23 protein-coding genes are annotated in these 21,491 nt (G+C 49.0%); 19 read left to right on the top strand and 4 right to left on the bottom strand.

The genetic code is table 11. The features are described 5' to 3' along the window. Positions 1–57 precede the first annotated feature (57 nt). The 6 genes from WMO45_RS03360 to WMO45_RS03335 all read left to right on the top strand — a co-directional run bounded on the left by WMO45_RS03360 (position 58) and on the right by WMO45_RS03335 (position 6,358). Positions 58–357 carry a hypothetical protein gene (locus WMO45_RS03360; RefSeq protein ID WP_349139225.1) on the top strand — a complete coding sequence of 100 codons (300 nt, stop codon included), beginning with the start codon at positions 58–60 and terminating at the stop codon, positions 355–357. A 176-nt stretch (positions 358–533) separates the two neighbouring features. Further along, positions 534–746 (top strand): helix-turn-helix domain-containing protein, encoded by a 213-nt coding sequence (locus tag WMO45_RS03355; RefSeq protein WP_349139224.1) that lies wholly within the window; start codon positions 534–536, stop codon positions 744–746. Positions 747–761: 15 nt separating this feature from the next. Beyond that, on the top strand, positions 762–2,657 hold the full coding sequence (locus WMO45_RS03350; RefSeq protein WP_349139223.1) for a Dam family site-specific DNA-(adenine-N6)-methyltransferase: 1,896 nt from the start codon (positions 762–764) through the stop codon (positions 2,655–2,657). A 15-nt stretch (positions 2,658–2,672) separates the two neighbouring features. After that, complete coding sequence (locus tag WMO45_RS03345) at positions 2,673–4,685, top strand: AlwI family type II restriction endonuclease (protein ID WP_349139222.1); 2,013 nt, start codon at positions 2,673–2,675, stop codon at positions 4,683–4,685. A gap of 42 nt (positions 4,686–4,727) precedes the next feature. Next, positions 4,728–5,897 carry an XRE family transcriptional regulator gene (locus WMO45_RS03340; RefSeq protein WP_349139221.1) on the top strand — a complete coding sequence of 390 codons (1,170 nt, stop codon included), beginning with the start codon at positions 4,728–4,730 and terminating at the stop codon, positions 5,895–5,897. Beyond that, a complete protein-coding gene (locus WMO45_RS03335) occupies positions 5,897–6,358 on the top strand; it encodes a DUF4411 family protein (RefSeq protein WP_349139220.1) in 462 nt (153 codons plus the stop codon). The genes WMO45_RS03340 and WMO45_RS03335 overlap by 1 nt, the downstream gene beginning before the upstream one ends. 431 nt (positions 6,359–6,789) lie before the next feature. Here WMO45_RS03335 and WMO45_RS03330 read toward each other — a convergent pair whose 3' ends face one another. After that, entirely contained in the window at positions 6,790–7,347 is a 558-nt protein-coding gene (locus tag WMO45_RS03330; RefSeq protein ID WP_004010378.1) for a helix-turn-helix domain-containing protein, read from the bottom strand. Between the two features lie 166 nt (positions 7,348–7,513). On the opposite strand from WMO45_RS03330, the gene WMO45_RS03325 reads away from it, so the two are divergent. From WMO45_RS03325 to WMO45_RS03295, 7 genes are all read left to right on the top strand, one after another. After that, entirely contained in the window at positions 7,514–7,702 is a 189-nt protein-coding gene (locus WMO45_RS03325) for a helix-turn-helix domain-containing protein (protein WP_004010379.1), read from the top strand. Between the two features lie 13 nt (positions 7,703–7,715). Beyond that, a complete protein-coding gene (locus WMO45_RS03320) occupies positions 7,716–8,792 on the top strand; it encodes a site-specific integrase (protein WP_004010380.1) in 1,077 nt (358 codons plus the stop codon). Between the two features lie 3 nt (positions 8,793–8,795). Then, complete coding sequence (locus WMO45_RS03315) at positions 8,796–9,116, top strand: plasmid mobilization protein (protein WP_004010381.1); 321 nt, start codon at positions 8,796–8,798, stop codon at positions 9,114–9,116. A 3-nt stretch (positions 9,117–9,119) separates the two neighbouring features. Further along, on the top strand, positions 9,120–10,274 hold the full coding sequence (locus WMO45_RS03310; RefSeq protein ID WP_031474225.1) for a helicase RepA family protein: 1,155 nt from the start codon (positions 9,120–9,122) through the stop codon (positions 10,272–10,274). Positions 10,275–10,720: 446 nt separating this feature from the next. Then, positions 10,721–11,908: a plasmid recombination protein gene (locus WMO45_RS03305; RefSeq protein WP_228275371.1), complete on the top strand. Its 1,188-nt coding sequence runs from the start codon at positions 10,721–10,723 to the stop codon at positions 11,906–11,908. 372 nt (positions 11,909–12,280) lie between these two features. Beyond that, complete coding sequence (tet(W), locus tag WMO45_RS03300; RefSeq protein ID WP_031474227.1) at positions 12,281–14,200, top strand: tetracycline resistance ribosomal protection protein Tet(W); 1,920 nt, start codon at positions 12,281–12,283, stop codon at positions 14,198–14,200. 50 nt (positions 14,201–14,250) lie between these two features. Beyond that, positions 14,251–15,018, top strand: a complete 768-nt coding sequence (locus WMO45_RS03295; protein WP_004010385.1) for a class I SAM-dependent methyltransferase — start codon at positions 14,251–14,253, stop codon at positions 15,016–15,018. A gap of 586 nt (positions 15,019–15,604) precedes the next feature. Here WMO45_RS03295 and WMO45_RS03285 read toward each other — a convergent pair. Both WMO45_RS03285 and WMO45_RS03280 read right to left on the bottom strand, forming a co-directional pair. Then, positions 15,605–16,156, bottom strand: coding sequence for a hypothetical protein (locus tag WMO45_RS03285; RefSeq protein WP_349139219.1), 552 nt, complete (start codon positions 16,154–16,156; stop codon positions 15,605–15,607). Position 16,157: 1 nt separating this feature from the next. Further along, complete coding sequence (locus WMO45_RS03280) at positions 16,158–16,679, bottom strand: helix-turn-helix domain-containing protein (protein WP_349139218.1); 522 nt, start codon at positions 16,677–16,679, stop codon at positions 16,158–16,160. Positions 16,680–16,982: 303 nt separating this feature from the next. On the opposite strand from WMO45_RS03280, the gene WMO45_RS03275 reads away from it, so the two are divergent. The 5 genes from WMO45_RS03275 (at position 16,983) to WMO45_RS03255 (ending at position 20,456) form a co-directional block, all read left to right on the top strand. Continuing rightward, positions 16,983–17,177, top strand: coding sequence for a helix-turn-helix domain-containing protein (locus WMO45_RS03275; protein WP_006571508.1), 195 nt, complete (start codon positions 16,983–16,985; stop codon positions 17,175–17,177). 2 nt (positions 17,178–17,179) lie between these two features. Beyond that, complete coding sequence (locus WMO45_RS03270) at positions 17,180–18,253, top strand: site-specific integrase (protein WP_349139217.1); 1,074 nt, start codon at positions 17,180–17,182, stop codon at positions 18,251–18,253. Between the two features lie 2 nt (positions 18,254–18,255). Beyond that, positions 18,256–18,591 carry a plasmid mobilization protein gene (locus tag WMO45_RS03265; protein WP_108981136.1) on the top strand — a complete coding sequence of 112 codons (336 nt, stop codon included), beginning with the start codon at positions 18,256–18,258 and terminating at the stop codon, positions 18,589–18,591. Continuing rightward, a complete protein-coding gene (locus WMO45_RS03260; RefSeq protein ID WP_349139216.1) occupies positions 18,581–19,756 on the top strand; it encodes an AAA family ATPase in 1,176 nt (391 codons plus the stop codon). The genes WMO45_RS03265 and WMO45_RS03260 overlap by 11 nt, the downstream gene beginning before the upstream one ends. Positions 19,757–20,210: 454 nt before the next feature. Beyond that, positions 20,211–20,456: a DUF6061 family protein gene (locus WMO45_RS03255; RefSeq protein ID WP_054338622.1), complete on the top strand. Its 246-nt coding sequence runs from the start codon at positions 20,211–20,213 to the stop codon at positions 20,454–20,456. Positions 20,457–20,513: 57 nt separating this feature from the next. Here the strand turns inward: WMO45_RS03255 and WMO45_RS03250 are convergent, their stop codons facing one another. Next, a complete protein-coding gene (locus WMO45_RS03250) occupies positions 20,514–20,825 on the bottom strand; it encodes a helix-turn-helix domain-containing protein (RefSeq protein ID WP_349139215.1) in 312 nt (103 codons plus the stop codon). Between the two features lie 110 nt (positions 20,826–20,935). Between WMO45_RS03250 and WMO45_RS03245 the strand changes: the two genes are divergently transcribed. Next, positions 20,936–21,400, top strand: a complete 465-nt coding sequence (locus tag WMO45_RS03245; protein WP_349139214.1) for a hypothetical protein — start codon at positions 20,936–20,938, stop codon at positions 21,398–21,400. The last annotated feature ends 91 nt before the right edge of the window (positions 21,401–21,491 follow it).

Genomic DNA, 21,491 nt, shown 5'->3' with positions numbered 1-21,491 from the left:
TCCGCTTACTTTTTCCGGTGTAGAGCTGGGAAAAATTTATGAAAATACGGAGGTTTTATGAGAACAGGTCTTTCCAAGAAGCAAAAGACAACCAGCGTCTTTTTTGACGAGGCAAGTCCCATCATTGAAGTGTCTACCTACAACACATCGCTCAAGAACCGTTTGAGCGAGTATTCGGGAAAGTATCCGTCTGAGTGCCGATTGGTGGATGACGATGAAAACGGTTGCCTTACATTTGAAATCAGGAAAGGGCGGTTCAGTTTCAAGCTGAATGCCCCATACAGCGCAGAGCGCCGGAAGGCGGCCAGCGAGCTGGCAAAGAAGAATATCCAGAATTTGCAGCAAGGCAAGAAGTGACGGCACGCCGCCCGTGGGGAGAGCGGTTCCCTGCGGGCGGCGTCTTGCTTGAAATGCAGAAAATGTTTCCTCTCTGCTTGCGATCACCTTTGAAATATGCTATACTGGATTCGGATTCAGCGAACGCTGATTTCAATTCTTGACTTTGTGATATAATCCTTTGTGGAGTGAATTGTATGGCCGTAAGTTATAAAAAGCTATGGAAGATACTGATTGATCGAGATATGAAGAAGAAGGACCTTTGCGCAGCAGCGGGTATCAGTCATGCTTCGATGGCAAAACTCGGGAAAAACGAGAATGTGACAACAGATGTTCTTGTAAAGATATGTACCGCGTTACAGTGCGACATAGGCGATATTATGGAGCTTGTTCCAGATACTAAGAAATGAAAGGAGGCGGCGACTATGCAAAGCAGCACAGCAAAAGAACTTTCCACTGTTATTGCAAAACCGATCTTAAAATGGGCCGGTGGGAAGACGCAGATGCTAAGTGAATTGCTGCCCAAGGTTCCGTCCTCCTATGGGCGATATATTGAGCCGTTTTTTGGTGGGGGTGCGCTCTTTTTTGCGTTACAACCGGAAAAAGCTATTATTGCGGACAGCAATCCGGAACTCATCAATATGTATCGGCAGGTAGCTGAACATGTTGACGATGTGATTTCTTATCTTAAAAAGTACGAAAACACAAGCGAGATGTTTTATTCTGTGCGCGGTTTAGATTGGGAAACACTTCCCAAGGCCGAAGCTGCTGCAAGAACAATTTATTTGAATAAAACCTGCTACAATGGTCTTTATCGCGTAAACAAGAAAGGACAGTTTAATGTCCCATATGGGAAGTACAAAAATCCCAAAATTTGTGATGCTGAGGCCCTTTGGGCTGCATCTGAGACGCTAAAAAAAGCTGATATTATCTGCGGCGACTATCTTCTTGTATTGGAATATTACGCGCAGCCAGGCGATTTCGTTTTTTTAGACCCGCCATACCTTCCGATCTCCGAGTATTCTGACTTTAAGAGATATACAAAAGAGCAATTTTATGAAGAAGATCATATTGAATTGGCCAAGGTCGTCATGAGCTTGCATGAAAAGGGATGCCATGTCTTGCTGACCAACTCCAACCATCCCTTGGTGCATGAGCTGTACGCGCCCTTTAAGATTGATGTTATCCAGACAAAGAGGCATATTTCTTGTAATGGAAGTACGCGTAAGGGGGAGGATGTTATTGTCACCATCCCTCCCAAGCAGCATACACTAATCAAACTCGCACCAAAACCTTTGCCTGCGCAGGTATCAGCATATCCCCCCACCCGATTTATGGGGTCAAAGAGCAAGTTACTTTCTGAAATTTGGGCTGTAGCATCTCAATTTCAGGCGGAAACCATTGTCGATCTTTTTTCTGGCTCTGGCATCGTCGGATACATGTTTAAGGCGCAGGGTAAAACCGTAATCAGCAACGACTATATGGCGATGTCCGCGACTTTTACCAAGGCGATGATAGAGAACAACACTGTAACATTACCGATAGAGGAAGCAAAACAATTATTGAAAGCCAGCAAAGAATCAGACCATTTCGTGGCAAATACTTTCAAGGGTTTGTACTATACCGACGAAGAAAACGACTTGATTGATACTTTGCGCACAAATATAGCTGAAATCCGCGACCCATACAAATACGCAATCGCTATGACTGCACTGATTCGGGCCTGCACTAAAAAGCGTCCACGCGGTATTTTTACCTATACCGGACAGCGCTACAATGATGGACGAAAAGATTTGCAAAAAAGCCTTGAACAGCAGTTTCTTGAAGCAGTTGAGGCTGTAAACAAGGCTGTGTTTGATAACGGAAGGCCCAACAAATCCAGAAATGGGGACGCGATGGATTTGCGTGTCGAACAGGCAGATTTGGTATATATCGATCCGCCTTATTATTCGCCGTTGTCTGATAATGAATATGTCCGCAGATACCACTTTGTGGAGGGGCTTGCCCGTGATTGGAAAGGTGTTGAAATTCAGCAGCACACACAGACCAAGAAGTTCAAATCCTATCCGACCCCTTTTTCTACCAGGAAAGGGGCAGCAGATGCCTTTGATCGGCTATTCAAAAAATTTGCAAACAGTGTGCTGATCGTTTCGTATTCCTCTAATAGCTTGCCCACACAAGATGAAATGGTGGCGCTGATGGCAAAGTATAAAGAACATGTGGAAGTTATACCGGTAGATTATAGATATTCCTTCGGCAATCAAGGCGACGCAAAAACGCATAGAAATTCCGTACAAGAATATTTGTTTGTCGGCTTCTAAGATGGAGGTGGCCTCGTGAGCGAACATATTGATATTTGGCTGGTTGGAAACACCGGCCTGCGCAATCCAAACCGCATACAAGAAGGCTTTTCTGTATTTGCGAGTTCCTCCTTCGTGGGCAAACTTCACGGCAGAGAAAACGAGCTTGGCTTTATGCGTCTTCTGGACGAAAAAGGGATTATTCAGAACGAAGATGGCAAGGATGTATCAGGAAGCCATGCCCGTAAATGGCGATTGATGTTCGCTAAGAACGGTTTTATTTACCCGCAAGTCAAAAAGAAAGATGGGCAGCAAGAAGATCTCGGAAAGCTGGACGATATTACTCCCTTCGGGAGAGCCTTTCTAAACGCTGACACTTATGCTGCTGTTCAAGAATGCTTTCTTCGCGCTATGAGCGTGGAACAGTTTCCCCTTACGGACGGCGAACACTACTTTTCTCCGCTGAGATGGCTTTTGGCAATTATGCTGGAGCTTGAAAAGCGCACAGGTTCCTCTGAATTAAGCAGAATTGAGTTTGCCTTGTGGGGTCACACCACTAACCCGAGTTATGATCTGGAAAGCGTTGTTGACAACATTCTTGATTTGCGGCAGCGGAGAGCAGCCGCCCCGGCAAAGCGTGCGTTCGATAAAAAAGAAATCGCCAAGCGAGGCGAAAACTATGACAAAAAATCCGACAATTTTTTGGATTATAGCGATATGAACATGAGATACCTCCGCATTTCCGGCGTATTACAGCGCAAGGGCAGAGGTCTTATGATTGTTCCCACAAAGCACATTTTGGCTGAAAAGCTTGCAAAAGTAACAGCAAGCAAAGGGCCGATTATAGAACAATATAGATTGCTTTGCAGCGGAGCTCCGCTGCCTACCGACAATGTCGATGTGGCGAAAACATTGCTGGATGATCTGATGAAGCAGATGAAAGAGCGCCACATTCTGTTTGATATAACCGATCTACCACTGGACACCGCAGCAGAAATCAATATTGCAAGGCGTAGGCTCGAAAATATACTTGCACAGACTGATGAAATCCAATATGCGAAAGATCAGTGCAACCAATGGCAAGAAATTCGAGATTATATGTCGCTTATCATAAAAGGCGGCGGTAAGCTTGTCTATGATGAAGACAATGCGATCGAAGTACCTAAAGATGAAATGCCGGCATATTTGGAGTGGATTCTTTGGCGCGCTGCGTTAGCAATCGATCACATGGTCAATGAGCCTTATGAAGTTCGCGGGTTCAAATTGGATTCAGACTTTTTGCCTGTTTCGGCCGCTGGAGGCGGCAAGGGGGACTTATATTGTGAATTTGAAGATTTCACTATTTTGACTGAAGTCACAATGTCTACATCTTCTCGGCAGGAGGCAATGGAAGGTGAGCCGGTAAGGCGTCATGTCTCCGATGCCGTGTTGAAGTATGATAAACCTGTGTATGGTATGTTTATTGCTGTCCGCATCGATACGAACACAGCAGAAACATTCAGGCATGGCATTTGGTATACCAAAGATGATGTGAAGCAACGGCTTGATATTGTCCCTCTAACCTTGGCGCAGTTTCAGAAATACTTTGTTGCAATGTTTGAGGCAAACAAAGCGGCTCCCGAAAAGCTCAGAGATTTGATCGTTAAGTGCGAATCTCGCAGGGATATTCTGGAAGCTCCAGCTTGGAAGCAATATATTGACTCCACTGTTGCAGATAAATCGCTTGAAATCACCAACGGAACTGTTGCTCACAGAGGCTCCGAAGCCCCCCTTGTTCCGGCAGGGGCCATTGTGCGCCATGTAGCATTTGGGGAGGGACAAGTTGTTGCACTTGAGGCCAATTTCCCCGAGTGTCGGGCCAAAACGATTGAATTGCCATATCTGAGATCGTTACCCGATGAGGTAAGTGTCTGCCCTGATGGTAAAAAACTGCTGCATGATCGGTTTGGTGCGGGTACAGTTTATGCATATGTCATTGTGTTCCAAGAGGTTATTATGAGATTATCATATCCTACAGAGTTCATAACGGGAGAACTTACAGTAGAATAGGTGAATTGTGAAACATATTGATAAAGGGAGGAGGCGACAGCAATGGCAAAGAGTATTCCTGCAATCGTGACTCCCGAAGTGCTTCAATGGGCTCGTAGTCTGGATAGAATCACTTTGGAAGAGATTGCACTGAAATTGAAAGTTGAAGTCGCCAAAGTGGAAGCATGGGAAAACGGCAGTGAATATCCCTCTTTGATACAAGCAAAAAATCTTGCTAAGCAATATCGTGTGCCATTTGCTTATTTTTATTTGCCCGATACTCCGCAAAAAACCAAACGCTTGGAAAAGGTTGATTACAGAACTTTTGGCAACTGGGGCGTGAGCGAAATGTCTCGCGAATTGCGATGGTTTCTAAGAGACATCGAAGATCGCAGAGATACCATGATTGAGCTATATAAAGAAGCAGAAGTGGAACCAGTTCCATTTACATTGAACATCTCGGTCGACACTGCGGAGGCCGTGTTTGCAACTCAAATCCGAAACTTTTTGTCCTTGACTGACCAAATACAAATAAAATTTCGGAAGCCGGAAGCTGCACTATCGTTCTGCATTTCCAGATTGGAGGAACAGGACTTTCTTGTTTTTCAAGCGGCAAAAATTCAGACAGAGGAAATGCGCGGCTTGTCGATAGCTTATGATATGTTCCCAATTATCGCACTAAATCGGAAAGACGAGCCAAGCGCAAGGCTGTTTACACTGATACACGAATTGGTGCACATTTTATCCAGAACCTCCGGTATCTGCAATGATATGAGTCAAGACAAGGTTCAGATTAGCAAAATAGAATTGTTTTGCAATAAGATTGCAGGATTGACATTAGTCCCGACTCCTCAATTAAAGAAAAATAGAAATATATCTTTAATTCAACAGTATGGCCTTGACGATGCCTATGTAAATGCTATTGCAAGAGATTTTGCAGTAAGCAAAGAAGTGATTCTTCACCGGTTGTGGGATATTGGTGTTATCGATCGAACAACATATTTTGATACCTTTAACAGGTATTCCGAAGAGTATATGGCTTACAAAAACCGGAAAAAGAAAGACGGTTTTCTGCCTCCTGCATTGGATAAGGGAACGCAGGTTGGCAAGCTATATACTAAAACTGTTATAACAGCCTATCACGCAGAAAAACTTAGTCCGAGAGAAGCAAGTAACTATCTTTTGGGTCTGCGTGTTAAGCACTTCGGAGCTATCGAAAGGTGGTGCTATTGATGGCTAAATATGTGTTCGATAGCAATATCTTTATTAACTTACAACGGCGCCAACCTATTGATATTTATCCATCTCTGTGGAGCAAAATTGGAGATTTGATGGAGAATGGTACAATCATATCCAGCCAAGAGGTTTATGACGAGATTATGATTGGCGGGGACGACTTGGAAAAATGGGCGAAAGCTCGGAAAGAATGCTTTCTTCCATCCAGTGTTCCTGTGCAGCAAGAAGTTCGAGCAATTTTGGTGTCCCATCGTGGATTAGTAGAAGGCGGAAGCAAAAAGAACTCGGCCGACCCATTCGTAATTGCGTTGGCAAAACAGGAACATTGCAAGGTGGTTACAGAAGAATCCCGGACAAGAAATGTCAAATCGCCCAAAATACCGGATGTGTGTGATGCATATCAAATTGAATGCATTGACTTTGTTGGCTTTGCACGAGAAGAAAAATTTGCTTTTTAGCGGCTTGCACTTCGTAGGAGGAAGCGCCAATCGCTGTCTGGCAAATACAGTGGAAGTAGGCTATAATACATCTAAGCTATCTGCACAGCCCTATCAAGAATAACCACTGATAGCACAAGGCTGATAGATTTTTGATAGCAGAATTTCGGATAGACCATAGGATAAGGATAATCTGTATCAAAACAAATAACACCGAATCAAATCCTCTATACAAAAAAGTTTAGAAATGGATTTGACTCGGCGAGTGGGAATGACGCTCGAAACGGCGAAAACCCGCATGAATACAGGCTTTTTTGCCCGTCCATACTGCTCTTGATACTGGATTGATACTATTTGTGTCCGCCCGGTATTCTCAAGAGAAAAATCCCAAAAGGACAAGCAAAACCGCCCTGCTGAACGACAAATTCAGCAGGGCGGTTTTTTTGCTTGTCTTATTTATTTTTCCGCCAAGGGATATAATATTCGCTTTCCAGGCCATCGTCGCAGGTATGGGGCCAGTTGAGTTTCCATTCAAAATACTCTTCCCTGGTGATCTCCCCGGCGTGTAACTCCTGCTGACGAAAAAGCCATTCCCGCATGAACTCGTCCACAAGGCCATACTGGAAGTACATACCCACGGGAGGGTGTGCGGGCCAGTCATCGCTATCATTGTACCGTACAGCGGTATCATCAGCGGCCCCTGCTCTGCCCGGATTGCGGACAAGTTGGAACAGGCGGATAGCGCCAGGGCTGTCCTCGTCCAGCCAGAAGAATGTCCGCATGAAGTCCTCGGCAGAGCCGGGGGCGATGGTGTAGAAGTTCTGGCGGTCTACCCGCAGCGCCTCGGCCATCTTGTCCAGCAGTTCCCGTTTCGGAACACGGTAATTCGTCTCATACTGGGCGATCCGGTTGTCCGCTCCCTTTTCCTCAAAGCCGATAGCAAGCCCCAATTCCTTTTGTGTCATGCCTCGAAAGGTGCGGATTTTCTTTATCTTGTCTCCGACTGTCATAATATCCCACCGCCTTTGCCAATAGTATAGCGCAAAAAAGCGAAAGATGCAAGATAATCTTTAACAAAAATGCGAAATAAATTCTTGACATTAACACTTATGTTAATGTATAATGAAGATGGTGACATTAACATATTTGCGAAACTAAAATAAGGAGGTGCTGACCATGGAAAAGGAGCTGTTTGTGAGAGCAGAGGAGGTCGCCAGGGAGCTGGGCATTTCCAAGCCCTACGCCTACAAGCTGGTGCGGGAGATGAACGAGGAGCTGAAGAAAAAAGGCTTTCTCACCATTCCCGGACGGGTAAGCAGGCGCTACTTCGAGGAAAAATTCTATGGGCTGCGGGACAGACAATAAGGAGGGAACCACAATGCCGGCATACAAAGACAAGGCAAAGGGCACATGGTATGCGTCCTTTTACTACGAGGACTGGACGGGCAAGAAAGTAAAGAAAATGAAACGGGGCTTTCCCACCAAGCGGGAGGCTCTGGAGTGGGAGCGGACATTCCTGCAACAACAGACCGCCGACCTGGAAATGACCTTTGAAAACTTCGTGGCTGTCTATGTGGCGGACATGAAAGGCCGTATCAAGGAAAACACCTGGGGGACGAAAGAGCATATCCTCTACAAGAAGTTGGTGCCGTACTTCGGCAAGCGGAAGATGTGCGACATTCACTCCAAGGAGGTCATCGCCTGGCAGAATGAAATGCTGGGTTACCGGGACAAGAACGGCAAGCCCTACTCTCCGGTGTACTTAAAAACGCTGCACAATCAGTTGAGCGCCGTGTTCAACCATGCGGTACGGCACTACAATCTAAAGGTCAATCCCGCTGCCCAGGCGGGCAATATGGGAAAGCCAAAGGGACGGGAAATGCTGTTCTGGACAAAGGCGGAGTATCTGAAATTCGCCGAGGCCATGATGGACAAGCCCCTTTCCTATTACGCCTTTGAAATGCTCTACTGGTGCGGCGTCCGGGAGGGGGAGCTGCTGGCCCTCACTCCTGGCGACTTCGACTTTGAGAAACAGACCGTCACCATCTCCAAGTCCTACCAGCGGATTAAGGGCAAGGATGTGATTACCGACCCCAAGACCCCTAAGAGCAACCGGGTCATTCAAATGCCCGCTTTCCTCTGTGAAGAAATGCGAGACTATATCAAGAGCCTGTATGGGGTGAAGCCCACCGACCGCATTTTCACGGTGACAAAATCCTACCTCCACCGGGAGATGGACAGGGGTGCGAAAGAGGCCGGGGTAAAGCGGATCAGAATACACGACCTGAGGCACTCCCACATTTCGCTGCTCATTGACATGGGCTTTACGGCCCTGGCAATCGCTGACCGGGTGGGACATGAAAGCATTGATATTACCTACCGCTACGCCCACCTGTTCCCCACCCGGCAGGCGGAGATGGCGGACAAACTGGACATGGAGCGAAAGGGGGCCTAAATCATGTCAGTGAAAAATCTTGACCGACACAACCGCTGGAGAAACAAAACTGTGGCTTTCCGGGTGTCCCCGGATGAGGACAGGGAAATTGAAACCGCTGTGCGGCTCTCCGGCCTTACCAAACAGGACTACATCACCCGACGGCTGCTGTGCCGGGATGTGGTGGTACAGGGCAACCCCAGGGTGTATAAGGCCCTGCGGAACGAGCTGGCCGCCGTTCTGGAAGAACTGGAGCGTATCGAGGCCGGGAATGGCGTGGATGGGGAGTTGCTGGACACCATCCGGCTGATCGCCGCCATCATGGACGGCATGAGGGAGGATTGATAGATGGATAGATTGCAAGAGAAAACGACTGCCCCATATCCGCCTGTTGGCGCAGACGGGGGACAGTCGCTCTCACAAAAACCTAACCAAAGTATAGCAGAGGGCGTGACAGAACACAAGCCCCCGGAAAGAGATTTGGAGGAAATCCTGCGGCAGATAAGCCGGGTCAATGACCCGGCCTATCTGCCTACCGTGTCTATGAATGACCTCTACGAACAGGTGTACCCCGGCAGACCTCCTGTGGTAGACGGTCTGCTCTATGCGGGGACATATCTCTTTGTGGGCGCTCCCAAGGTGGGCAAGTCCTTTCTCATGGCCCAGCTTGCCTATCATGTGAGTATGGGCCTTTCCCTGTGGGGGTATGAGGTGCGCCAGGGGACAGTCCTCTATCTGGCCCTGGAGGACAACCACCGTCGCTTACAGGAGCGGTTGTACCGGATGTTTGGAGTAGAGAGTACCGGAAACCTGTTCTTTGCCATCGGAGCTAAGCAGCTCGGCGGTGGCCTGGAGGAGCAGCTAAAGGGCTTTGTCCGGGAACACACGGACACCCGGCTTATTATCATCGACACCCTGCAAAAAATCCGGGAGGCCGGGGCAGAGAAGTACAGCTATGCCAACGACTATGAGGTAATCACCAAACTGAAACGGTTTGCCGATATAAGCGGGGTTTGCCTCCTGGTTGTACATCACACCCGCAAGCAGCAGGCCGATGATAAGTTTGATATGATCTCCGGCACCAACGGCTTATTGGGTGCGGCAGACGGGGCCTTTCTGCTCCAAAAGGAGCGGCGGGCAGACAACGCCGCCACCCTGGACATTTCTGGGCGGGATCAGCAAGACCAGCGCCTCTACCTCAAGCGGGACGAGGAACGGCTTGTGTGGGAGCTGGAGCGGCGGGAAACGGAGCTGCGGCAGGAGCCGCCTGACCCGGTGTTGGAGGCTGTTGCCGCCCTGGTAACGGCGGAACGGCCAGAGTGGAGAGGGACGGCCACGGAACTTGTCGCCGCCCTGGGGCTGGATATGAAACCCAATGCCCTGGCTATGCGGCTGAATGTCCGGGCGTGGCGGCTGTCCTATGAGTACCACATCCACTATGAAAGCGCCCGAACCCATGCCGGGCGGAGTATCAAGCTCACGTTGGAGGAACCCCAGGCGTGACGACCGTGACAGCTGTGACAGCTTTTCGGAGTGCGGAGGCGGTGTGTAAAACATCGTCACGGTCGTCACGGCTGTCACGGGGAGCGGGGGCGAAAGTCAAGGGGGGCATACCTGCGGGTGGAGATTGCCGCAAGTCAATACAACCCGTACCCCTTGACTTTCGGCCCACGGAAAACACTTGCCGGGCGGTGGAAAGGCCCCTGGCCTTTCCACCCTGCCCAACGGCGAGTGACAAAGTTTAGGCGGGGTGCAGGGTGCCCTTTTCAAAGGGCGGCCCTGCTGGGGGAGGCAACCGCAGTTGCCGGGGGCAAAGCCCCCACACCACCCCGTAGGGCGCAAATGCGCTTTTGATGGCCGTCAGGCTGTCAAAAGTGCTTTTGCGTTACTTTCGCAGAAAGTAACAAAGGCTCGCCGCTTGCGCGGCGGAAAAGGGAGGAGGGATTGATTTGAAAAGGACAATCAGCGCCATGGTGGGCCAAGGATCGGTGAACCATAACAGTAGAAAATTCCACGCCAAGAACACTGACCCGGAACGCTCCCACTTGAATATAACCTACTGCCAGGAGAATATCAAGGCGGTGTACCATGAACTCTTTGACGAGGCTCTGGAACGGTACAACGCTAAACAAACCAGGGCCGACAGAAGGATAGAGGATTACTATGAGAAGATCCGCTCCGGCAAGCAGGAAAAGCCGTTCCATGAAATCATCCTGCAAGTGGGCAATCGAGATGATATGAGCGCCGACAGCGAGGAGGGACAGCTTGCGGCAGCGGTTTTGGACGAGTACATGAAGGGCTTTCAAGAGCGCAACCCCCAACTCCGGGTGTTCTCTGCCCACCTCCACATGGACGAGGCTACGCCCCATCTGCACATTGACTTTGTACCATTCACCACCGGGAGCAAGCGAGGGCTGGACACGAGGGTATCTTTGAAACAGGCGTTAGCGGCCCAGGGTTTCCAGGGCGGCACCAGAGGGGACACAGAGTGGAGCCAGTGGGTGCGCTCGGAAAAGGAGCAGCTTTCCCTGGTCATGGAGCGCCACGGGATTGAGTGGGAGGACAAAGGCACCCACGACAAGCACTTGTCTGTGCTGGACTACAAGAAAGAGCAGCGGGCAAAGGAGATCGCCGTTCTGGAGACGGTCAAGGCGGAGAAAGAAAACCAGGTGGAGAGCCAGGAACGGCGGCTCAAAGAACTTGCCCCGGCGGTGAAAAATATGGAGCGGTTGGCAGCGGATTTCTCCGCCAATCCGGAGGAGATTTTGCCGGAGCCGGGAACGCTGGAAACAGGCCGGGCCTACCGAGAGAAAAAGGCAAAGCCCCTGCTGGCCCAAATCGTCAAGGTGCTGCGCTCCCTGTATCTGGCCTATGTGGAGCTGCGGGGGAAATTTGAGCGTCTGCAAGGGGACTATGGCCGGGTGAGGGAGAGCAACATCCGCCTGTCTGATCGATTGCAGGAGGTCAAGTTGGAAAACAAGGCCATGCGGCAAGTCTCCGCTGACTATGAGCGGGTCAAAAGGGCCTTTGGCCCAGAACAAGTGGACAGAATATTAGAGGCAGCTTACCAGCAGGAACATGCCGAAAAGGAACGGAAACGGGCCGCAAAGTCAAAAATTCGGATAGACGCACGATAATCACCAAAACCGGAGGGTATTCCAGTGAATACCCTCCGATTTTATTTGTGGAATCGGTAAAATGATTTCTTGTTTTTTAGAGCGTACTATGATATACTGCTATTATCCTGATTTGAGGAGTCTATCAAATATGCGGCAAGGTATTCTTAAATAAAATTTGATAATGGGCGCAAAAATGATTGCCCCTTGCAGGGGCTTGGTTTTTGTACCCAATTTTAAGAATACTTTTGCCTTTTTAGTAAATATCGTGACGGACCGCGGCTTATGTAAGTCGTGTATGTTTCTGTGTGTCCGAAGTCATGATCCCCAGCGGTAAAAGTATTAGCCGCTGGGGATTTTTGCGCCCATTCGGGCCTTGTATGGAGGATAGACATGAACATTATCAATATCGGGATTCTTGCCCATGTAGACGCTGGAAAGACGACCTTGACGGAGAGTCTGCTATATGCCAGTGGAGCCATTTCAGAACCAGGGAGCGTCGAAAAAGGGACAACGAGGACGGACACCTTGTTTTTGGAGCGGCAGCGTGGGATTACCATTCAAGCGGCAGTCACTTCCTTCCAGTGGCACAGATGTAAAGTTAACATTGTGGATACGCCCGGCCACATGGATTTTTTGGCGGAGGTGTACCGCTCTTTGGCTGTTTTAGATGGGGCCATCTTGGTGATCTCCGCGAAAGATGGCGTGCAGGCCCAGACCCGTATTCTGTTCCATGCCCTGCGGAAAATGAACATTCCCACCGTTATCTTTATCAACAAGATCGACCAGGCTGGCGTTGATTTGCAGAGCGTGGTTCAGTCTGTTCGGGATAAGCTCTCCGCCGATATTATCATCAAGCAGACGGTGTCGCTGTCCCCGGAAATAGTCCTGGAGGAAAATACCGACATAGAAGCATGGGATGCGGTCATCGAAAATAACGATGCATTATTGGAAAAGTATATCGCAGGAGAACCAATCAGCCAGGAAAAACTTGCGCGGGAGGAACAGCGGCGGGTTCAAGAAGCCTCCCTGTTTCCGGTCTATCATGGCAGCGCCAAAAAGGGCCTTGGCATTCAACCGTTGATGGATGCGGTGACAGGACTGTTCCAACCGATTGGGGAACAGGGGAGCGCCACCCTATGCGGCAGCGTTTTCAAGGTTGAGTACACCGATTGCGGCCAGCGGCGTGTCTATCTGCGGCTATACAGCGGAACGCTGCGCCTGCGGGATACGGTGGCCCTGGCCGGGAGAGAAAAGCTGAAAATCACAGAGATGCGTATTCCATCCAAAGGGGAAATTGTTCGGACAGACACCGCTTATCCGGGCGAAATTGTTATCCTTCCCAGCGACAGCGTGAGGTTAAACGATGTATTAGGGGATCAAACCCGGCTCCCTCGTAAAAGGTGGCGCGAGGCCCCCCTCCCCATGCTGCGGACGACGATTGCGCCGAAAACGGCAGCGCAAAGAGAACGGCTGCTGGACGCTCTTACGCAACTTGCGGATACTGACCCGCTTTTGCGCTGCGAAGTGGATTCCATCACCCATGAGATCATTCTTTCTTTTTTGGGCCGGGTGCAGTTGGAGGTCGTTTCCGCTTTGCTGTCGGAAAAATACAAGATTGAAACAGTGGTAAAGGAACCCACCGTCATTTATATGGAGCGGCCGCTCAAAGCAGCCAGCCACACCATCCATATCGAGGTGCCGCCCAACCCGTTTTGGGCATCTATCGGACTGTCTGTTACACCACTCCCGCTTGGCTCCGGCGTACAATACGAGAGCCGGGTTTCGCTGGGATACTTGAACCAGAGTTTTCAAAACGCTGTCAGGGATGGTATCCGTTACGGGCTGGAGCAGGGCTTGTTCGGCTGGAACGTAACGGACTGTAAGATTTGCTTTGAATACGGGCTTTATTACAGTCCAGTCAGCACGCCGGCGGACTTCCGCTCATTGGCCCCGATTGTATTGGAACAGGCATTGAAGGAATCGGGGACGCAGCTGCTGGAACCTTATCTCTCCTTCACCCTCTATGCGCCCCAGGAATACCTTTCCAGGGCTTATCATGATGCACCGAAATACTGTGCCACCATCGAAACGGCCCAGGTAAAAAAGGATGAAGTTGTCTTTACTGGCGAGATTCCCGCCCGCTGTATACAGGCATACCGTACTGATCTGGCCTTTTACACCAACGGGCAGAGCGTATGCCTTACAGAGCTAAAAGGGTATCAGGCCGCTGTCGGCCAGCCGGTCATCCAGCCCCGCCGTCCAAACAACCGCCTGGACAAGGTGCGCCATATGTTTCAGAAGGTAATGTAAAGATACATAATCGTCAAGACGGCAACAATCAGAAGTTATGGAGGGTAACAATGGAATATCGTAAGGAAGATTTAATGGAAGCAAAAAAGCAAATTTTGGGAGTGGGAGAGAACATGGGAACAGAGGAAAGTAAAAAAATCTGGGAGGAGAACGCACAATTTTGGGATAATGCAATGGGTGACGAATCTAATGAATTTCACAGAGAGGTAGTGCGTCCCAAAGTAACGGAACTTCTATCTCCTAATCCTGCGGATTATATTTTGGATATTGCGTGTGGCAATGGAAATTATTCTTCGTATCTTGCACAAAGAGGCGCTTCGGTTGTCGCTTTTGATTACAGCAAAAAAATGATAGAATTGGCTAAAAGACGGCAATCACAATATGCAAAACAAATTGAATTTTGTGTGGCGGATGCGACCAATAGAAAAAGTATATTAGAATTAAAAAGAAATCGAGCCTTTACGAAAGCAGTTTCTAATATGGCAATTATGGATATTACGGATATTGAACCACTTCTTATGGCTGTTTATGAACTGTTGCAGGAAAGCGGAATTTTTGTCTTTGCAACGCAACACCCTTGTTTTGTCACGTTGACTGAAAAATATATGACACCGCACAGTTACTATGATATAGCGATTGAAGGGCAACCGAAAGAGCAGATTTATTATCATCGTTCCATACAAGATATTTTTAACCTTTGTTTTAGAGCTGGATTTGTCATTGATGGATTTTATGAAGAATGTTTCAAAACCAACAAAGAAATTCCTATGGTAATGATAGTAAGGCTTAAGAAGGTAAAACGTGATACCTTACAATAAATTCAAGTTTGTCGGGTAAATAGCAAAGCCAGCCGAGCCAGCGGGCGGTCAAGATGAACGGGCTTCGCCCACCGTTGACAGCCCCGCCCGGTTTCGCAGTTAGGCAGTCAAGGAGCGACAGCAAGGAGTGCTGCCGCCCCGCACTATTATTCAGAGAGGGGGAATTTCCATGACAGACCAGAAAGCCTATCAAGAATATATCCAGCGCAGGTACAACGCCTCTTGCAAGGCTGTTATCCGCTGTGCCTGACAGCGTCCGTCCGTGCCGGAATTATGTAGAGCTCCACATAATTCTGTTGTATTTCCCAGCCTTTTGTGATACTATTTTGATACTAATAAACTTTACAGCCGAAAATAGCAGGTGGAATATTAACATATTTGCGAAAGTTTTTCCTGCGAAATCACCTCAAATACACCCTACTATATCTGAATTTGCCGAGTGGGAATGATTTCAGAGACCCGGAAAAGCCTGATTTTACTGGTTTTTTGAGGGGTTAAGGCCCTTTGTGGCAACGATTTGGCAACACTTTTTCATTATTCATAAAAAGAGAGCTAACTGATTTTGATTAGTCAGTTAGCTCTCTTTTTATCCAAAATATTGCTCCTGCTCTTCTTCAGTAAGATAGTCAATAAATACATCTTTCTTGAAGCCATGAAAGTCTACACGAAAAGAATCTTGGATTTCATCGTATAGATTATACAGTTCATCAAAGCAAGGTTTTACTTTATCCAATTCCTTGGATAATTGAGTAAGATTAGATCTTCTCATCTTATGAACGGCATTAACTCGATACCCATTGAATTGCTCTGCTTTTTGGATGAACTCATCTTTTTTATAAAAGCTTACAGAACTTTTTAATTCTCCTATATAATAGCCAAACATTTTATCTGTTGGTAATTTGAATTGTATTGTAGCAGGGTATACCGAAAGCTGGATGAGAAAATGGCAATCATCAAGAAGATGCATACACATAGCCTCCAGAATTTGATGGTACATAAGAGTTCCGGCAAGCTTCCCTTCAAAAGTACCTAACGAAAAGCTGTTATCGGCTAATTCGTTGAGGAGGTCTAAATTTTCGGGTAACTGTAAGGATGGCCATTTATTATTGTCCATAATTCGAGCTGTTAAATCGTCCAAGTTATTCTTCTCCCTCCATTTGCGCCAATAACATATCACTCAATCCCTGGGACATGGCCTTGGTCCGCTTCTGTGCAGTATCAAACTCGGGATAGTGGTAGCGCCACTTATCATAATCCTCTTTAGAGATTTCACCTGCTTCCAGCATGGCTGCGGCCTGTTGCCAGGAACAAAGCATCTCATGCAGCCGGGCGGCGTCCTTGTTCTTCCGCACATCAACCTTCAGGCAGACTTCTCCATCCATCTCGCTGATCTTGAGCCCGTAGTTATCCTCCAGGGTAAACAGGGTGTGCATGAGCCCCACATAGGAGTCTATGTCCGGGACGGAGAGAGCATGGGGGGAGACATCCAGTACCTGTGCCAGGGCAGCAGTTAGGTCTGCCTTTGGGGTTCTTGATCCTGTTTCATACTGAGCAAGGCGCACATCAGCGGACTTCTCCGGGAAGCCCAGCGCCATGCCGAGATATTTCTGTGTCATCCCCCGCAGGAGACGGAAAAAGTGAATCCGTTCGCCAATCGCCATATCGTCAACTCCAATCGTTGGTTGTCCTTAGGAAAAGCGTAGCAGAAATGCTTAGTAAAGTCAAGAGAATCCTAAACAATTTTATTTAATTTATTTTGCGTACTCCGATTGACACAAGCTATTTTGCTTAGTATAATGACAATAGACTAAGCATAATAGCTTAGAATCAATAAATAGAAAAGAACTGCCGCAACCCCTCGGTTATACATCCGAGAAAAAAGTGGCGGACGGAAGTGAGGAGGCATTTATGGAACACAATATCCAGCCGCAGCAGCCATCAATGAGGAAAGGAAGGTATTTTCAATGCAGGCACAAAACTTTATGCGTGTGGAGGAAGTGGCCCAGGAGCTGGGCATCTCCAAGTCCCACGCCTACAAGGTGATCCACAAGCTCAACGCCGAACTCCGTGAGAAGGGCTATCTGACCATCTCCGGGCGGGTCAATCGGAACTTTTTCATGGAGAAGTTTTGCTACGGCAAGACGGGAAAGGAGGGCTAATCATGGCGGTCTACAAAGAAGAAAAGACGAATACTTGGCGAGCGGTCTACCGCTACACCGACTGGAACGGCGAGCGCAAGCAGACCCAGAAACGGGGCTTCAAGACCAAACGGGAGGCTCAAGCCTGGGAGCGCGAACAGCTTAACAAGACCAGCGCCGATCTGGACATGACCTTCAGGAGCTTCGTGGACCTCTACACAGCGGATATGAAGACCCGGCTTAAGGAAAACACCTGGGCCACCAAGGATCACATCATCCACACCAAGCTGCTGCCCTACTTCGGCAGGCTGAAAATGTGCAACATCACCGCTCAGCAGATCATCACCTGGCAAAACGAGATGTTGAACCACAAGGACGAGAACGGCAAGCCCTACTCTCCGGTGTACCTGAAAACGGTCCACAACCAGCTCAGCGCCATCTTTAACCACGCAGTACGGTATTACAACCTCCGGGAAAATCCCTGCAAAAAGGCGGGCAGCATGGGCAAGAAGAAAAACCGGGAGATGATGTTCTGGACCAAGGAGCAGTACCTGAAATTTGCCGAGGTGATGATGGATAAACCGCTGTCCTTCTACGCCTTTGAGATGCTCTACTGGTGCGGTATCCGGGAGGGGGAGCTGCTGGCTCTGACCCCAGCGGATTTTGACTTTGAGAAGCGCACTGTGTCCATCAACAAGTCTTACCAGCGGCTGAACGGCCAGGATCTGATTACCACCCCCAAAACGGAAAAGAGTAACCGGGTCATTACCATGCCGCAGTTTCTGTCTGAGGAAATCCAGGATTACATCAAGATGCTCTACGGGATCGGGCCGGATGACCGAATGTTCACTGTCACCAAGAGCTATCTCCACCGGGAGATGGACCGGGGAGCCAAAGAAGCGGGAGTACCGCGCATCAGAATCCACGATATCCGTCATAGCGCAGTGTCGCTTCTGATTGACATGGGATTCTCCGCCACGGCCATCGCGGACCGGGTGGGCCATGAGAGCATTGACATCACCTACAATTATGCGCACCTGTTTCCATCCAAGCAGGCGGAAATGGCGGATAAATTAAACATGGAAAGGGGCAATTAAAAATGTCAGCAAAGAATTTGGACAAGCACAACCGTTGGAGGAACAAGACCGTGGCTTTTCGGGTCTCCCCGGAAGAGGATACCCAGATCGAGACGGCGGTCAAACTCACCGGCCTGACCAAGCAGGACTATATCATCCGACGGCTGCTCTGCCGGGATGTGGTGGTCCAGGGCAACCCCAGGGTCTACAAGGCGCTGCGGGATCAGCTGGCCGCTGTGCTGGACGAGCTGCGCCGGATCGAGGCTGGGCAGGGCGTGAACGACGAGCTGCTGGACACCATCCAGATGATCGCTACCATTATGAACGGAATGCAGGAGGACTTTGCCTATGACCGATGAGAAAAAGAAAATGACCGCCCAGAACTCATCTGTTGGCGCAGATGATGGGCAGTCAATCTCTCAAAATTCCAAGTTCACTATACCAGACCCGGACGAAAAAAGCAATTCCCCGGAAAAAGATTTGGAGGAACTTTACCAGAAAATACGCCGCATGAGCGACCCAGCTTACCTCCATACTGTGACCCTGGACGAGCTGATGGACAATGTGTTTGATGGCAAGTCTACGGTGATTGAAAACCTGCTCCACACGGGAGCGTACATCCTTGCCGGTGCGCCCAAAATCGGCAAGTCCTTCCTAGTGGCGCAGATTGCCCACCATGTCAGTACCGGGCAGGATTTGTGGGGCTATAAGACCCATCAGGGGACTGTTCTCTATCTTGCTTTGGAAGATGACGAGAGCCGTTTACAGCGCCGGATGTTCCGTATGTTTGGCGTGGAGGGGACAAGCTCTCTTCACTTCGCCACCAACGCTAAGATGATCGGCGGTGGCCTGGATGAACAGATGGAAAAGTTTGTTCGGGAACACAGTGATACCAAGCTGATTATCGTGGATACCCTGCAAAAAGTCCGGGAGGCAGTGAGCGATAGTTACAGCTACTCCAGCGACTATGAGGTGATCGGCAAGCTGAAGCAATTTGCTGACCGATATGGCGTCTGCGTCCTGATTGTCCACCACACCAGAAAGCAACCTGCGGGAGATAGCTTTGAAATGATTTCCGGCACCACGGGCTTGCTGGGCTGTGCGGATGGTGCGCTCCTGATGCAGAAGGAAAAGCGGACGGATAGCAGGGCCACCTTGGAAGTGGTAGGCAGAGACCAGCCGGATCAGCGGTTGTATCTGAGCAAAGAACAAGAGAGCCTGGTTTGGGGGCTTGACCATGCAGAGAATGAGCTTTGGAAGCAGCCTCCAGACCCGGTACTGGAAGCCGTAGCAAAGATCGTATCTGCTGACAACCGCGAATGGGAAGGCAGTCCCACCGAGCTGGCCCAGGCGATTCAAACAGATATGGCGGTAAATCGGCTCACCAAGCATCTGAATGTGAATGCCAGCCGCCTGTTGGAAGAACATCAGGTAAAGTATGAGAACAAAACCAAGCACGCCGGGCGGCGTATCCGGCTGACCTACATGGTGGTGGAAGCACCTGCGTTTGAAGTAATCGAGTAAAGCGCGACGCTTGCAACGGTCGCGACGGTGTTTTGAGGGGTGCTCCCAGCACCGTTGCGACCGTCGCCACCGTCGCGGAAAGAAAAAGATGGGGTGGTATTTTGCCACCCCATCTTCAAGGAGGATGCCCCATTTTAGGGTACCCTAAAAGTATCAGAGGATGTCGCGATTCACGACACCCTATGCCCCAAAACAGGGCACCGGGTACAGGGGCAAAAAGCGTTCGGAGAACGCGCAGCCACAGAATGAAATTCTGTGTTCAGAAGGGGCTTGGGGGCGCTGCCCTCAACAAGCAGATGGCAGGAAATGTGAGTGTGTATTAACACTCGCATTGCTTGCCGGATTTGTGTGTGGCTATCCACACGCATTGCTTGCCTGTATCTAAAACAACCGAAACGGCCCTTGTGCCGCTGCGGAAAATCAACTGAAATTCAAGTATTGGGAGGTAACGAGTATGAGAAAGATTTTGTCCTGTGAGTTCAACCCGGACACTGCCTGCGTGGAGCTGTGCATGGAAGATGGAACCCTGTTGTCCATCGACTGCACCGCCGTGGAGAACGAGGTAGCGAACAGTATGTACCAGCGGTCAGAACTGGACTGGCTGATCTATAATGATCCGCTGTCCTATGCCGAACTGATTTTGAATGGGGACCCTGAATTGTATCTAAAAGCAGTAACAAAGAAAACTCCGTTAGATTGATGGCAAAGAAAATCCGCCAGAAGCAACACTCTAAAGGGTGCGCCTCTGACGGATTTTTTACATCTTATCAATCAAAGCAAATACAACAGCTTGCTGTTCTTCGCTCAATCTTGACCAGCGTTCTAGAAGCTTTTTCTGCGCCTCAGTCAAGGAAACAGGTGCATCTTCTTCGGCAAACAGTTGAGATAGCGTAATGCCAAAGGCTGTGCAGATTTTCTCCAGGGATGGAATGGTCGGAACCATGTTCTTGCGATACCATGAGGAGATCGTGGATTGCGGCAAACCGGAGCGTTCTGCAAGCTGATACTCTGTCCAGCCCCGTGCCTCCCGATACGCGGTTATAACCGAGAGAATATCCTTCACCTGCATCACTCCTTTGCTAGTGTTCTTCGTAAATTATACTTTGATAAATCGTTGTGATTTAATCATTTATATCGTATAATTTTAACGATAAACACAACCACAAGGGAGGGAGAAATTTGAGTGGAAAAAGTTGTTTTTTCATCGGGCACAGAGAGGCCGCGGAAGAAATTTATCCGGCATTGTATGCGGCTGTGGAGCAGCACATTTTGGAATATGGCGTCACAGAATTTATCGTCGGCCACTACGGCGGATTTGACCGCCTGGTAGCGTCAGCAGTCAAAGAAGCAAAGCGTTTCTACCCGGAAGTGAAGCTCACTTTGCTGCTACCATACCACCCGGCGGAGCATCCCATCCCAACACCAGATGGATTTGACGGAACATTCTATCCGCCCGGAATGGAGAGCGTTCCGCACAAGGTTGCAATCGTAAAAGCAAACCGCTATGTTGTGGATCATGTAGATTATCTGATCGCCTATGCTTGGCACCCTGCCAGCAACGCGCGCGAGCTGGTGGAATATGCCCGGAAGAGACAACAGAAAAGCGGTATCCAAATAACCTTATTGGCACATGCAGCTATATAATTGTGTATGTCATTCGACTTGGAGCGAGCTTATATTTTCGTGAGGCTATCTTGAGGTATCGTGTGTTTTCTGATATAATTATTTATCTATA

This window comes from Flavonifractor hominis, assembly GCF_040095835.1.
Taxonomy (GTDB): Bacteria; Bacillota; Clostridia; order Oscillospirales; family Oscillospiraceae; genus Flavonifractor; species Flavonifractor hominis.
This window is presented reverse-complemented; position numbering and strand designations above follow the sequence as displayed.